General features: G+C 60.8%; 16 protein-coding genes. 14 read left to right on the top strand and 2 right to left on the bottom strand.

The annotated features are described in order from the left end of the window. The first annotated feature begins 130 nt into the window (after positions 1-130). From J0I79_RS20980 to J0I79_RS20960, 5 genes are all read left to right on the top strand, one after another. Positions 131-313 (top strand): hypothetical protein, encoded by a 183-nt coding sequence (locus J0I79_RS20980; protein WP_292863304.1) that lies wholly within the window; start codon positions 131-133, stop codon positions 311-313. A 62-nt stretch (positions 314-375) separates the two neighbouring features. Further along, positions 376-1476 (top strand): hypothetical protein, encoded by a 1101-nt coding sequence (locus tag J0I79_RS20975; protein WP_292863301.1) that lies wholly within the window; start codon positions 376-378, stop codon positions 1474-1476. A gap of 18 nt (positions 1477-1494) precedes the next feature. Further along, positions 1495-1983: a hypothetical protein gene (locus tag J0I79_RS20970; RefSeq protein WP_292863298.1), complete on the top strand. Its 489-nt coding sequence runs from the start codon at positions 1495-1497 to the stop codon at positions 1981-1983. 1208 nt (positions 1984-3191) lie between these two features. After that, complete coding sequence (locus J0I79_RS20965) at positions 3192-5918, top strand: hypothetical protein (RefSeq protein ID WP_292863295.1); 2727 nt, start codon at positions 3192-3194, stop codon at positions 5916-5918. Positions 5919-5932: 14 nt separating this feature from the next. Beyond that, positions 5933-6211: a hypothetical protein gene (locus J0I79_RS20960; RefSeq protein ID WP_292863291.1), complete on the top strand. Its 279-nt coding sequence runs from the start codon at positions 5933-5935 to the stop codon at positions 6209-6211. Here the strand turns inward: J0I79_RS20960 and J0I79_RS20955 are convergent. Further along, the gene (locus J0I79_RS20955; RefSeq protein ID WP_292863288.1) at positions 6157-7308 is read right to left on the bottom strand and encodes a glycosyltransferase; all 1152 of its coding nucleotides are present in this window, start codon (positions 7306-7308) and stop codon (positions 6157-6159) included. The genes J0I79_RS20960 and J0I79_RS20955 overlap by 55 nt on opposite strands. Positions 7309-7411: 103 nt before the next feature. Here J0I79_RS20955 and J0I79_RS20950 point away from each other — a divergent pair, with 103 nt between their 5' ends. The 9 genes from J0I79_RS20950 (at position 7412) to J0I79_RS20910 (ending at position 11790) form a co-directional block, all read left to right on the top strand. Further along, a complete protein-coding gene (locus tag J0I79_RS20950) occupies positions 7412-8239 on the top strand; it encodes a glycosyltransferase family A protein (protein WP_292863285.1) in 828 nt (275 codons plus the stop codon). 305 nt (positions 8240-8544) lie between these two features. Next, the gene (locus tag J0I79_RS20945) at positions 8545-9288 is read left to right on the top strand and encodes a glycosyl hydrolase 108 family protein (RefSeq protein ID WP_292863282.1); all 744 of its coding nucleotides are present in this window, start codon (positions 8545-8547) and stop codon (positions 9286-9288) included. Between the two features lie 2 nt (positions 9289-9290). Further along, positions 9291-9488, top strand: coding sequence for a hypothetical protein (locus J0I79_RS20940; protein ID WP_292863279.1), 198 nt, complete (start codon positions 9291-9293; stop codon positions 9486-9488). Beyond that, on the top strand, positions 9485-9724 hold the full coding sequence (locus J0I79_RS20935) for an ABC transporter permease (RefSeq protein WP_292863277.1): 240 nt from the start codon (positions 9485-9487) through the stop codon (positions 9722-9724). Before J0I79_RS20940 ends, J0I79_RS20935 begins: the two co-directional genes overlap by 4 nt. Then, positions 9709-9903: a hypothetical protein gene (locus J0I79_RS20930; protein ID WP_292863275.1), complete on the top strand. Its 195-nt coding sequence runs from the start codon at positions 9709-9711 to the stop codon at positions 9901-9903. The genes J0I79_RS20935 and J0I79_RS20930 overlap by 16 nt, the downstream gene beginning before the upstream one ends. 63 nt (positions 9904-9966) lie before the next feature. Continuing rightward, the gene (locus J0I79_RS20925) at positions 9967-10284 is read left to right on the top strand and encodes a hypothetical protein (RefSeq protein WP_292863273.1); all 318 of its coding nucleotides are present in this window, start codon (positions 9967-9969) and stop codon (positions 10282-10284) included. Between the two features lie 112 nt (positions 10285-10396). Further along, entirely contained in the window at positions 10397-10867 is a 471-nt protein-coding gene (locus tag J0I79_RS20920; RefSeq protein ID WP_292863271.1) for a GNAT family N-acetyltransferase, read from the top strand. 204 nt (positions 10868-11071) lie between these two features. Further along, positions 11072-11371 (top strand): hypothetical protein, encoded by a 300-nt coding sequence (locus J0I79_RS20915; RefSeq protein ID WP_292863269.1) that lies wholly within the window; start codon positions 11072-11074, stop codon positions 11369-11371. A 209-nt stretch (positions 11372-11580) separates the two neighbouring features. Then, positions 11581-11790 (top strand): hypothetical protein, encoded by a 210-nt coding sequence (locus J0I79_RS20910; protein ID WP_292863267.1) that lies wholly within the window; start codon positions 11581-11583, stop codon positions 11788-11790. Positions 11791-11897: 107 nt separating this feature from the next. On the opposite strand, the gene J0I79_RS20905 is transcribed toward J0I79_RS20910, so the two are convergent. After that, positions 11898-13295 (bottom strand): FAD-dependent oxidoreductase, encoded by a 1398-nt coding sequence (locus J0I79_RS20905; protein WP_292863265.1) that lies wholly within the window; start codon positions 13293-13295, stop codon positions 11898-11900. Positions 13296-13357: the final 62 nt, after the last annotated feature.

The following is a 13357-nucleotide window of genomic DNA, read 5'->3' as shown; positions in this document are numbered from 1 at the left end:
CCTGAACGCAACTCAGGCAAGGCCGCGATCCTTCGCGCCCCCCTCTGGCCTGCCGGCCATCTCCCCCACAAGGGGGGAGATCGGCGGTTGTACGCGCCGCGCTTCATATCCACCCACAAGGACACTCCCCATGACATCTCACCATGCCGAACAGCTCGGCAGGGCGCGGACGGCCGCCGATTTCGCCGCCGCCATCGCCCTGCTCGAGACCGATCTCAACGACGCGATCGCGCGTAAACGGACAACATCGTCACCTTCGCAGGCACGACCGGCAAGGCCGGAAAGGACAGCGGCGTCAAAGCCAGCGAACTGATCGCCGGCCCCCCGTCGGCCGTCGCCGACAACATCGCGACTTTTAGTGGAACTAGCGGAAAGGTGGCGAAGGACAGCGGGGTCAAGGCGAGCGACTTGATTGTCGGGCCAGCTTCATCCGTGGCGGACAGCATCGCTACCTTCAACGGCACCACGGGCAAAATTGTCAAGGATAGCGGCATCAAGGCGAGCGACTTGATCGTAGGGCCGGCCACATCCGTCGCGGACAACATCGCGACGTTCAGCGGCACTACAGGCAAAATTGCCAAAGATAGCGGCATCAAGGCTTCTGACTTGATTGCGGGCCCGGCGTCGTCGACCGCGGACAACTTGGTCAGCTTCAACGGCACCACCGGCAAACTGGGAAAGGACAGCGGTGTAAAAGCCGCCGATGTTGTAACAGGCCCTGCCGCGTCCGTGTCGGGCCGCGTCGCGACGTTCAGCGGCACTACCGGCAAACTCATTCAGGATGGTGGCACGCTGCTTTCCAGCCTTTTGACCTCTGGCGGTGCACTCGGCACGCCGTCATCTGGGTCGGCGGCCAACTTGACCGGCTTGCCTGTCAGCACCGGCATCTCTGGTCTTGCCGCGAACATGGCGGCGTTCTTGGCGGGGGGCACAAGTGCGCAATTGGCGGCCGCACTGACCAACGAAACCGGTAGCGGCTCGGTTGTGTTCGGCACGTCGCCGACGATTTCCACGCCGACGATTGACACAATCAATCTTACGGGAGGGCAGATAGCGTTCCCGATAACGGATAACCCGAGTTCGAACGCCAACACGCTGGATGATTATGAGGAGGGCACGTTTACGCCTGCCGTGGCGGGGATGACCAACGCGGGCACCGGGACTTACTTGGCACAAACCGGCAAATACACCAAGATCGGGAACCTGGTCTGCTACTCGGTCAATGTGGTTTGGACGGCTCACACCGGCACAGGCTCTATCTCCCTTGTCAACTTTCCCTTCACCAGCGCTGCAACGGGCGTGGTGCCAGCTATCTACTCAAGCAACTTATCCTTCACTGGAACACTGCAAGCTTTCCTCCCAGCCAACACCACCATCATCCAAGTTGAGAACGTGTCTTCCGGGTCTGGCACTGGTGGTGTGGCGATGGATACCTCTGCCACCATTCGGGCCTCTGGCCAATACTTCACCATCTAAACCAAAAGGAGGCCCACTGTGGTCAGCAAGGTAGCCGTATTCCAAGACATCACGCTGGGCTTTGATGGCTCGGCAAGTCTCCGCTATGCTAAAGGGTTGGTGGATGACGATGGCAACAGCCTTGGCGGAATCGAGCCCCACCGCCTAACCATTCTACCGGACTGCGAGGACGTTGCGGCCATGGTCCGTTGGCAGAACAGCGTGCTGCTCGGCACAATGAGTTTCGAAGTCAAGAACGGTGATGATCTCGCCGACTTTATCGCATCTGCGGTCGAGCATCACCGCGAAAACCCGACCATCGCGGCAAACGCCAAGGCATGGTGCGACGCGGCCGAAGCTAAGAGGTTGGCCCGCATCGCCGAAGAGGAAGAATTGGCCCGTCAGCGGTCGGCAGCGCAAGCAGCGCAAGACCAGGCAGCCGAGGAGGTCTCAGCCGCGCGGAAGGCCGAAACGCAGTCTCTCATCGACGCTGCTGTTGCGGCCGCCTTGGCAGGGCAGAAGGTCTAGCGCCCGATGATCGGGTTGGCCTTCATTTCGAGAATGCTTTGAAGCCGACTGATGGGATTCGCGCTTTAGGTATTTCCGGCTGTCAGCATAACCGCCTATCAAGTTGCCCACCTTGTAGAGGAAGGCGTTTTTCCTCAAGGCGCCCAGACCTTTCCAACTCTTCGATCAGAGGGGCGATAATAGCCGTCTGTGCCTCAAACATGGCTTCTATCGCTTCATCACTCAATCGCTGCTTTTGTTCAACCATAACATCACTGATTGCTAAAATATGGGCTTGAAAATATCTGCTGGGGTCAACTCTACACAAAATATGCTGATCGGCAAATCGCCTCTATCGCACGCCCCCTCTACTTCGAAATCATACTTCGGCGAACTGCTGGTCTGGGTCTAATTGGGCTTCCTGAGCGCGTTCTATACCAGCGCTGCATCGAGGCTCTCGGCAAGCAGTTTCCACCACCCCGCAACTTTCTTCAGGCTGCCCCTGTCATAGGTCAGGATTTCGCCGGCTGAGGCGACCACATCCTTACGCAGGTGGTCAGGCTGAACCGGTCGCCCTCGATTTCATGGTCAAGGCCGGCCCTCCTGTCGGCGCTATCCAAACATCATTTGAAAGGAAAACTCATGGACCGCAATTTCGCGGGGAGCTTGTTCTCGTGCTCGATTCCGAAGGCGGCGGGTCGGACATCCGCCCGATCCGGACCACGCTCGGATGTGCTGGTGCACTTGACCAAGGCCAATCCGTCGTCTGCCATCTGCGATCCAGTGCTGAAGGCATGGCTGACTCTGTTGGACAAAATTGCCGAGGGGAGTTGCACGCCCCGAAACCGTCAGGTCGGTCGCGCGATGCTAGCGCAAGCTGCTTTGCCGTCCGCTATCGGGGCCGCTGCTCTGCGGGCGACGGTTATTCGACCACCAGATCAAATATAACGAGCCCATTTTCATGACGGGAACCCGCCGTTGCCGTTCCGGGCTACGCAATTCCCTGTAGAATTTCATCTTCAGGGTGCCACCCGGCAATTTAACGCGCACTGCCATCGGTCAAGATCCCGCTGTTTCAGAAGATACTGAAACAACGCGGCCCACCACCAAGTCAACATCTTGCGGTTGACTATTTCTGGGAGGGGTCGGCGGGCACGATGGCTTGGATCAGCCAGGTCATCAGCAATATTCACGCCCCGCTTTCGCGGGCTTTTTCACGGAGAAGCCTCATGGCCCGACCTGCAACCGCCGCCGTGCGCCTTTTGACCGGCGAGCGCGAACCCGTGCGCCTGGCGACCACCGCCAGCCTCGATACCGTCATTGTCGATGACATCGCCTGGATAGAGGGTCTCAAATCCATCGATGGAGTCCGGACCGCCATCGGCGAGCGCGTGCTGGTCAAGGATCAGGACGACGCCAGGCTGAACGGAATTTATACGGCGAGCGAGGGGCGATGGTATCGGGCGGCCGACGCGCGAACGTCGCGCACGATGCAGAAGGGCACGACGGTTCACGTCGCCGAGGGCTCGACCAATGCCGGCAAGACCTTTGTCTTCAGCACGCTCGACCCGGTGATCGGGACTTCGGTGATTGGCATCTCCTTCTACATCTCGGACAGCGCGATCAATGATGCTCAGGCGGCCTCGACAACTGCGGGATCAAGCGCCTCCGCTGCCGCAGGCTCCGCTTCGGATGCTGCAACATCCGCAACCAATGCCGAGACCTCTGCGACGAACGCCAACAATTCGGCCACAGCAGCTTCAAATTCCGCCAGCGCCGCTTCGAACAGCGCGACGAACGCGGGGAACAGCGCCACCGCCGCGTCTGGATCGGCGTCGAGTGCTGCGACATCCGCAAACAATGCCGGCACATCGGCCACAGCCGCCTCCGGGGCGGCGTCAGCTTCCAGCACCAGCGCGACGAACGCTGCAAACTCCGAAGCCATCGCCGCCGGCTACGCTTCGGATGCGGTCAGCCAAGGGAACGTGCCGATCTACTCGACCCGCTCAGGCGTGCCCGGCCTGACCATACCCGTTGGTATCTCTGCTTTTCGGACCAATGGCTACGCGGCGGTGGGTGATGGTGGCAACGCGCTCTACAAACGTGTCGTTTCGGAGCCCACTCATGCCGGCAAGGTGCAGTCTGCTGACGGTGCTTGGTGGGAAATGGTCCGGGGACCGAGTGTTGATATCCGCAGCTTCGGCGCAAAGGCCGACTGGAACGGTACGACAGGCACGGACAACCAGCAGGCCTTTACTGATGCCATCCGCTTCCTTGGAGCGAACGGAGGGCGCGTCTATGTCTCCGGTCAGTACTACAAGTCGGGGACCCACGTCCTCGAAACGAACGTCATTTTTCATGGAGACGGTAATAGCGGCCTGAACGCTAAACCGTCGGTCATTGTTGTGCCGGCGGGGAAGACTGCCTTTATCTATCAGAGCGGCGCGGCCGGTTCTTTGTTTCCGAATTCTCGATCATCAGGAGGAGGCTTTTCGGATGTGGAGATCAAGGCGGCCGGAAAGAATGCCACCTCGACGACCGGCTCTATCAATCTTGCTTCCCGGACGCTGACCCTTGCAAGCGTGGCGGATTTTGAAACCGGACAGGTAGTGGTCGTGAGAGGCGCGGGCCTTTCGCACGCCTTCGCAGACCAGGAATATGCGACTGCCACGACGGAAGCAGGCAGCAACCTCATGACGACGTGGAAGCCGGCTTCGGCGTCGGGGGCTGCGGCTGCTACCCGGGTCGGTCTTGTGCCAGGCATGACTATAGATGTCGCTGGCGCCGGTTTTCCGGTTGGAACCTACGTCGTCAGCGCAACGTCCGACGGTGTTTGCACGATGAGCAGGCCCGCCGCGAACACGGTGGCGAATGGGGCCATCACCTATTGGGATGATCTTAGGGCTGTCGTAAATGCCGGTGGCGGGACGACCACATTGACGCTGAACGACGTCGCTGGTACGGCCGTGACGAATGCCGTTGTCGAACACTACGACTGCGCGGTTGTTGCTCTAACCCGGCTGGTTACGCGTAACGGGCTATCCATCGATGGTTTCGGCGGAACGGGTATCTTCATCCTTGGTGGCTCATCAGCCTTTAACAGTTGGGGGGTGGCGGCCAACGCCAATTGTAGTTCCATCGCTTACGCCTCGATCATTGGGTGCCGCAACTCCATCGTGTTGAAGGGCAGTGATGCCAATGCCTGCGAAATCCATGGGGTCATGGCGAGCAGTTCGACCCACTACAACTATATCGATGCGTCTTTTCTGGGGTCGACATTCACCGCTTGCCACTCATCTGGTGCGGCGGACTTCATGGTCGTGGCGCTCAACGCCTGTACGGCCATCCTTGGCTGCTACGTCGAGTCTGGGCTCTGCACGCTGGCGGAAAGAACGCTGGGTGTTGGCGGAAATTTCACGTCATTGGACGTCTCCAAGTGGGGGGGCTCCTGTATCGTATCCCACAATACTTCTGGCCTTTCGGTCTCGGGATTGACGGTCGGGCGCACCTACGGGTCGACCCGCTACACGGTTTCCGTCGCCAGAAGTACCTATGCCCTTTCGATCAATGGCAGCCGTCTAGGCGGTAGCAGCGTTTTCGCGTTCAAGAGATCGCTTGCCGGAGACGGACAGGCTGGTCTCTGGGGCTGGTGGCCGAATTCCACGCAGAGATCGGTTGGACTTTACGTCTCGGATATCGATCACCCCGCCGGTGCCGGCCAGGCATATCTGATCAACGGCTGGAACATGGGGCGCAGCGTTTCGAGCCTTGTGACCACGAATTTCAGGAAGCGTGTCGGCACGCAGGGCGCCCCGACAAGCGGCACTGTGGAGCGAGGCGACTGGTTCGAAGATTTCAACGTCGCCGCCGGGGGCAATATGTTCCATGTCTGCACCACGGCCGGCGTCATCGGCAGCACTGCTGTCATCAAGACGGGCGGCGCGATTGCCGCATAAGGAAGGAAAACACCATGGCCCTTAAGGCAATTCTGGAAACGAGCTTCGGCGAGACGCGCGAACTCTACGTGCGGCTCAACAATTTCGATACGGTCAGCAAGCATGCACAGAGCGCTGCCCGGTTTCGCGGGTTCCTGTCCCAGGAAGCCTTTGAGGCCGGAAAGAGCTTTGTTTGGGAGCGTGAAATCTCATTTGTGGCCGATCTTTCGGACGGCGCAGATGCGATCGCAAGGCAGGCCTACGGAGCCCTGCGCGGACAATGCGCCGAGTTTGGCGAAGCTTCCGACATCTGAGCGGTCGTTCCTGCTGGGGCGCTCCCGCTCCAAAGCCCACGCATTCTCTCGGAGATGGAGTTAATCTCGTACTTATCGAGGACAGCCATTCTCGCCGCACGCCCGTGCGCCAAGAGTTCATCCTCGCGCATGAGTGAAATATTCAGAATATCGTCGGCGAGTTGGATCGGGTTGCGCGGCTGGACGACCCGATCGGGATTGCCAACCATAATCGCTGCGTCACCCACGTCTGTCGTTGTACATATCCTTTCACAACCCTGAAACTCAGCCAGCACATTGGGCAGCGCTTCGCCAAAGGCGGATGAGAGGACGCCAGCATCGCAAGCGCTGATGATTTCAGGAATGTCGGAACGGACGCCCAGCAACCGCACGCGATCTCGGATCAAGCTCGGAACGTTCAGGGTCTCGGTTCCGAGTCCGCAGAGCACTGCCGCCACCTTCGGATTTTTCTCATAAGCCAGGGTCAACGCAGCAATCAGGCTGTCATGGTCTTTCATAGGGCGGACCCGGCCAATGTGACCAAACACGAAGTCATCAGCATTGAACCCGAGAGCTGCGCGCATTCGCAGCCGGGCGGAACTGTCAAACCGGAAGAGCGCCAGGTCGCAACCATTTGGGATGACGATCGTCTTGGAAGAAGGGAAGCCTAGATTTTCGTGTTGGAGTGCAGACCTGTGGGAAACGTAGTGGATTTTCTCTGGTCGGCTAGACAACATGGAACTCAGACGGATAGTAGCCCGCGTTACAGGCTTTTCGTCGGCGATATTGTCGATGGAGTGATGGATGCTCCAGACCAGCAGCGGCCGGCCGCGTAGGAATGGTCGAAACATCGCGGTAGCCACGCAGCCTTGGTACATCTGGCCGACAAGGACGTCAGGGACGAAGGCTCGCAGCACCCGTATAGCCTTATCTGGCCGACTTTGGGGCACCTCCACAACATTCGCCCCTGCATCGCGGAGTCTGTCGGCAAGCGCACCGTTCTGACCAAGCGACAGCACAAGATGTTGGGTTGAGCCCCGCGTGGCCGCGATCAGATTGGCCAGTGCGACCTCTGCCCCGCCGACGCCAAGGCCAGGGATCACATTAGCTACTCTCATGTCGTCTTTGTCCTCTAGGGAGGCATCTCTCTACTTCCATTGTCCAATTTGATATAGTAAACGACCCAAGGCAAGCGCGACCATTAAAAAAATTAAGTTGGCCATGAATTATTCAGTTGTTATCCCTCACGGGAAAAAAGCACACAATCTGGCGAAAGCTATCCAGTCGATCAAGGATCAGACATTGCCGGCATCCGCGATTGTTGTTGTTTGTAACAACGGAATTTCTCTTGCTGAAACTAAATGCCATCTCGACGATATAGAAAGAGATGATGTTGTTTTATTTGACTTCCAAAGTGCAAGGACGGCCAACGAGGCGCGCAATCGCGGCGCTTTTGAGACAACCACTGGATGGATCGCGTTTCTTGATTCTGACGACACATGGCTGCCAAGATATGCTGAAGTCGCGAACAATCTCATTTCCGCCCATCAGGATGCGGAATTCATCTATGGCTCATATGAATATTTCAGGGCGGATGGAGACCGGCGCGTTTGCCTAGCTTACCCTGTGAACAGGCATAAAACCGTTCAGGAATACATCCTTCGAGGCGGGTCAACGACGACGTGTTCCATGATCGTGAAGCGTTCGCTGTTTGCAAGCGTCCAGTGGGATGCAGCACTAAAAAGGCATCAAGATTGGGATTATTTCGTCAGACTGTATGAGGCGGCGAAACTATCGCTTCCAGTCGAGGAACCGCTCATAAGCGTTGATTGGACCAACGGCACCGCGCACCGACACCATGCGGCGTGCATCAGCGTAACGAAAGGGTGGGTCGACAAAGTACCCCCCAAATTATTCCTGAGGTATCTGGCATCTCAGGCTGTGGGTTCCATCCGCAGCCGCGATTTCTCCGGCTTAGTTGCTGTGTCAACTGTGCTCCCATCGGCCATATTTCGGTTCGTCGCCAGTGCAGTCAGTGCCAAGGAGTGATGTTGGGGCATCCACCGAATGAAATCCCGGCTCAGCGACGGACTGTCTACGCCGCCACGAACTCCTCTGTCCTGCCGCTTGCTTGCTGTGTCACCAACAGCCAGACACCAAGCGCCCTCTGCCGCTGGCCAGAATGCGCTGAGACTGAAGTGGTCCTTTGCCGCCAGTTTCGCCGCATGTGGAAATTGGATGACTGACCTCCCCGCGCTCGCGTAGCGACCAGCCGTCCGTCACTTTGACCGCGAATTTCGATGTCATCCCCATGGGCTGACTTTTCACCAAACATTTGTCCGAAAGGAATACCCATGGACCGCAATTTCGCGCGGGCGCTTTCGCTCGTTCTCAAGTCAGAAGGGGGCTGGTCGGACAATCCGGCCGATCCCGGCGGCGCCACGATGAAGGGCGTCACGCTCGCCAATTTCCGCCGATACGTGAAGGCCGATGCGACCAGGGCCGACCTGCGCGAGATCAGCGATGAGCAGGTCGCGACCGTCTACCGGCGGTTCTACTGGGACGCCGTGGCAGGCGCCGAACTGCCCGACGGCGTCGACTATGCCGTCTTCGATTTCGCCGTCAACAGCGGCCCGGGCAGGGCGGCGAAGTACCTGCAGGCGACTATCGGCGTCACTCAGGACGGCCGCATCGGGCCGACGACAATCGGCGCGACCAGGGCAAGGCCGGCCGGCGTCGTCATCGACCAGCTCTGCGACGCGCGGCTGGCGTTCCTGCGGCGCCTGGCGACCTGGCCGACATTCGGCCGAGGCTGGTCCGACCGCGTCAAATCGGTGCGCGCGCAGGCCTTGCTGATGTCGGCTCAGCTTACCACGTCCGCACCGGCGCAGCCGCCAAATGCGGCACCGGCGGTCGGAGCGAAGCCGTCTCAGAGCACATCGGCCGGTAACACACCGTCGGCCGAGCGCGTGCCGCCAGCATCTCAGAATTCAGGGATCGCGGTCGCGGCAAAGGCCGGCGGTCTCATCGCCGCCTGCCTGCTTGCCGCCTACGCCGCCTGGCATCACATCGCAGCCGCCTTGCAAGGGATCTTCTGACCATGGCCATCTCACAGCCGACCATCCGTCCAACCAACAAGCTTACGGCAGCGACGGTCGCCGCCGCCGCTGTCTCCATTTCAGGCGTCTTCGTGCGCAATCTCTGGCCTTCCTGGTACGATGCCGAGACATGGGCGACGCTTCTGCCAATCGCCGTCTTCGCCATCGGCTACCTGGTCAAGGACGAGCCGAACCGATGAGCGCTCTCCTGTCCCTCCTGCTCGACAATCCGACGGTCCTGGGTGTCGGCGCCGCCATCGTGGTGGCACTCGGCTGGGGGCTGCGCCAGCGGCTTGCCGGCGAACGCGCCGAGCGTACCAGGCAGGCCGCCGCGGAGGCCGCAGCGCGTGACATCGCCAGCCAGATCCAGAACGACATCGGCGCGCTGCCACCCGCCGCCGCACGAAAGGAGCTCAAATCATGGGCAAGGGATTGATGCTCGCCGCGATCGCGGTCGCGCTGACAGGCTGCGTGGCCGCCAAGGGCGGGTTCTGCGCGGTGTCGAGCCCGCTGCGCCTGTCGGCAGGCACGGTGGACGCGCTCTCCGACGTCGAGGTCAAGGCGCTGCTGGCGCACAACCTCAAGGGCGCGAAACTGTGCGGATGGAAGCCATGACCGGCGTCTTATTCCTGGACCCGCCGCATTCATCCGGCCTTGCCGCCGCCTGGAGGTGCTACGATGCATGACCTGTTCGATCTGCTCGGCATCAAGGGCCCTGTCGTTGCGGCGGGGCTGGCCGGCGGCGTGCTGCGCGCGCTCTCGCGCCACCGTTACAAGCTGCGCGAGATGGTGGCCTCGCCGATCTGCGGCGCGCTTGCCGCAGCCTATCTGACATTGCCCGTGGTGCGGTACGCCCGCGCCACCGGCCTGCCGCTGGCTGAAGACGACACGACGACATTGGCGGCGGCCTTTCTCATAGGCGTCTGCGCGATGTGGATTTCAGACATCCTGTTCGAGGCGGCGGTCCGTAGATTCCGGTCCGCGGCGGACGACTGATGGAGTATCCGCCTCGGCGGGATTGGCTTTGCATTTGTAGCCTCGGACCGGCGGCTGCTATATCGCGACCCCAGCCGCCGGGGCTGCCGGCGGCATTGATTCAGGCTTGCGGATGCAGATTGAAAAATACGAAGGGGACCGGCGCGCGTTGCTGCCGCTGTTTGCCCTTGCCGACGATTCTCCCACGCAAATTTCCACCTATGTAGGAGAAGGTGAGGTGCTGGTCGCTCGCGACGGCGATCAGATAATCGGCCATGCGCAGATCACGCCCACCGACGATGCCGACTGCCTGGAATTGAAGAGCCTTGCGGTCATTCCGGCACGGCAAGGCGAGGGAGTGGGCAAGGCCCTTGTCGCGGCTGTGGTCGCTCGTTGCCGGGCGCGCAGCGCGGGGCGGTTGATCGTGTCCACAGCCACGGCCGACATCGGCAATCTGCGATTTTACCAGAGACAAGGCTTTCGAATGTCGCGCATCGTCCCCGATGCTTTCGGGCCTGCGACCGGCTATCCCGACGGGCTGCTCGTGGACGGGATTCCGCTGCGCGATCAGGTGGTTTTCGAACGCGACCTTGGTGCTGGTTGAACCCCGCGCCGCTTGCCATGTTTCCGCGCTGCGGCGCCGCCAAGTTAATCATGTCGGTTATGCATAATCATTATTGTTAATTTTTGATTATCGGGCCGAACTTCGATAAGTACTTGAGCGATTGATCCGTTCATATATTGTTAAGAAAGAGGTAGACCACAGAAGACGGAAGCCATCTCCATCAATCAAACGGGAGTAGCTTTCATGAACAAGTTCACTGTTATTTTCGCCGCTGCTGCAATCGCATCGTCCGTTGGCGTGGCTCAGGCCGGGTCCGGCGGCTGGGGAGGCAATTCCGGCAGCCTCATCAACATCTCGCCGACGATCGATCTTGGCAAGATCGGCGTGCTCAACAATCTGCTCAACGGCAACAACATCCTGAGCGGCAACCTCGTCGAAGGTATTCTCAGCGGCAACAAGACAAGCCTTGTCGGCGGTGTCCTGAGCGGTATCGGCATCAACCTTGCGGGTGGCAACAGCTACAAGCTCGGCAAGCGTCACTAGGTCCAGCCATCCCAAATAGCCCGCTCCGGTTCGCCGGGCGGGCTATTTCGCGTTTGGGGTCGAAGCGCGACGCCAGGGCCCGCTGTGTGCCGATTCGTATCGGGCCGCGCCAAGTGCACCGGAATGGCTTGCGTCGGTTCGAACCGGAGCATGTGCGCGGGCAAGTGCGGACAGGAGCGGGCAATTCGTGCCATTCGCCGCAGGCCGGTTTGACGAACCAGGCCGATCCTGCGTGTCTCGGAATCATCGCCGGCATGGCAATGCACACAGTGTTCTGGCGGCGACAGGGGGGCTTGGCCTTCGACATTGGACAGGGGATCATGACCAGGAAAACCTACGAAAAACCGATACTGCTTCGCCGTGAAAAGCTTTCCGCTATCGTCGCGGCGATCGCTGTTTCCGGGACGAGCAGCGCCTGACAGACGATATCAGGTCGAGGGCCTGAAATCTCATCCGTCTCATCGCGAAAAGGCCCGCCGCCCAATCGGGTGGCGGGCCTTTTGTTTTGGCCGGCAGCCGTTTTTGACTATCCGTTCCGCTGAAGCAGTCCAGGCATCCGGAAATAGCGATGCAGCACGCTTTCGGTTGTTTCCAGCGCGCCCTCGATCCATGCCTGCCTGGGGGACCATGCCTCGCCACAGATATGAACGGGCGCATCGGCAACCGGTCGCAGGGCGAGCGCGCGGGCCTCATCGGGCTTGCTGCGCGCCGCCCACAGATGGAAGGCGCCACCGAACGGGGCGGCGGCCCAGTCGCGGATCATGGCCTGCACGGGAACTGGAACCGCGTGTCGGAGCTTAGGGCGGTAGATCGCCTCGACCATGCGCTGGATTTCGGCCATGGCGGGATGGTCCGGCGCCAGCCACGCGCCATCCGGCAGCGATCGCCCGCGCCAGAAGGCGCCACGTGCGCCGTCGGCGAACATGGCGAGCGCACCCACGCCGCGGTGTTGGCGCCAGTCCTCGGCGCCGAAATGCCTGACCATGCCGAGCGGCAGGTCGGTCACGGCGATCGCCGTGCGGAATCCGGCCGGTGTCCACCAGCAATCGGGGTAGAGGACGGCCGAAGTCACCACGGGCCAGGCATCGACGGCGGCAAGCAATAAGCGGACCGTGTTGATCTGGTTAAAGCCACCAATACCGGCGATGGCGGCCTTGGGAAGCGCCAAGATCACGCTCGCGGCCCTGACCGGCGGCCGGCGGGGGCCAAAGCCCAGCGTGACAGAGCCGCCGGGATCCACGGCCAGGTCGAGGAGGGGGCAACCGGTGGCGAACTCGACGCCTTTGTCGCGTGCGTCGGTCGACAGCGCGTCGGTCACGCTGGACATGCCGGAGGGCACCTCGAACAGTTGGTGCGCGCCCTTGAAGAGACTGTGTTCGGCCCAGTCGAGCACCGCGTCGGCATTAGCCGGCGATGCCCAGAAACCGTAACCGGAACGATCCGACAGATAGGCCATTTCCTCATCGCTCATCAGTTGCGAGAGACGAGGTCCAAGCTCGACCGCGAGGGCATCGATCTTCGCCGCCCTGCGCAGAGCCTCTCTCAGCAGCCGGCCCGGGCCGCCGCGCTGCAAGCCGACGGGAACATCATAGGCGAAGGGGCGGCGCAGCCGCGCCTTGCGGATCTCGGCCTGCGATCGGGTTCGGCCACGCAGATGCACCAGCCCCCCGCCGTCGTCCTGTTCGGCTGACGTTGCAATGCCCAGATCCCGCAACAGCCGAATGAGGAGAGGATGGTCGTTACGGATCGACTGCGCACCGAGTTCGACCGTCAGGCCCGGCGCGGGATGAAGCGTGTGGATGCGACCTCCGAGCCGTCCGGATGCCTCGAACAGTTTTATCCGCCTGCCTCCGGCGCCGGCAAGCCGCCAGGCGGCATAGAGGCCGGCAATGCCGCCGCCGACGATCGCAACGTCCGTTTCCACTTGCCCCCAAGCGTCCAGCCATCCGGTTGCAGCAACTTTGCGTCAACGGGGCGGCTTGGCAA

The organism is Mesorhizobium sp., from assembly GCF_017306585.1.
Lineage (GTDB): Bacteria > Pseudomonadota > Alphaproteobacteria > Rhizobiales > Rhizobiaceae > Mesorhizobium.
The sequence above is the reverse complement of the archived record's forward strand: the minus strand, read 5'-3'. Positions and strand labels throughout refer to the sequence as shown.

Bases quoted from the DNA above. Each gene is read 5' to 3' on its own strand.
- J0I79_RS20965 (WP_292863295.1), top strand. From the start codon at position 3,192: ATGGCCCGACCTGCAACCGCCGCCGTGCGCCTTTTGACCGGCGAGCGC.
- J0I79_RS20955 (WP_292863288.1), bottom strand. From the start codon at position 7,308: ATGAGAGTAGCTAATGTGATCCCTGGCCTTGGCGTCGGCGGGGCAGAG.
- J0I79_RS20920 (WP_292863271.1), top strand. From the start codon at position 10,397: ATGCAGATTGAAAAATACGAAGGGGACCGGCGCGCGTTGCTGCCGCTG.
- J0I79_RS20940 (WP_292863279.1), top strand. From the start codon at position 9,291: ATGGCCATCTCACAGCCGACCATCCGTCCAACCAACAAGCTTACGGCA.
- J0I79_RS20945 (WP_292863282.1), top strand. From the start codon at position 8,545: ATGGACCGCAATTTCGCGCGGGCGCTTTCGCTCGTTCTCAAGTCAGAA.
- J0I79_RS20915 (WP_292863269.1), top strand. From the start codon at position 11,072: ATGAACAAGTTCACTGTTATTTTCGCCGCTGCTGCAATCGCATCGTCC.
- J0I79_RS20935 (WP_292863277.1), top strand. From the start codon at position 9,485: ATGAGCGCTCTCCTGTCCCTCCTGCTCGACAATCCGACGGTCCTGGGT.
- J0I79_RS20925 (WP_292863273.1), top strand. From the start codon at position 9,967: ATGCATGACCTGTTCGATCTGCTCGGCATCAAGGGCCCTGTCGTTGCG.
- J0I79_RS20930 (WP_292863275.1), top strand. From the start codon at position 9,709: ATGGGCAAGGGATTGATGCTCGCCGCGATCGCGGTCGCGCTGACAGGC.
- J0I79_RS20950 (WP_292863285.1), top strand. From the start codon at position 7,412: ATGAATTATTCAGTTGTTATCCCTCACGGGAAAAAAGCACACAATCTG.
- J0I79_RS20960 (WP_292863291.1), top strand. From the start codon at position 5,933: ATGGCCCTTAAGGCAATTCTGGAAACGAGCTTCGGCGAGACGCGCGAA.
- J0I79_RS20980 (WP_292863304.1), top strand. From the start codon at position 131: ATGACATCTCACCATGCCGAACAGCTCGGCAGGGCGCGGACGGCCGCC.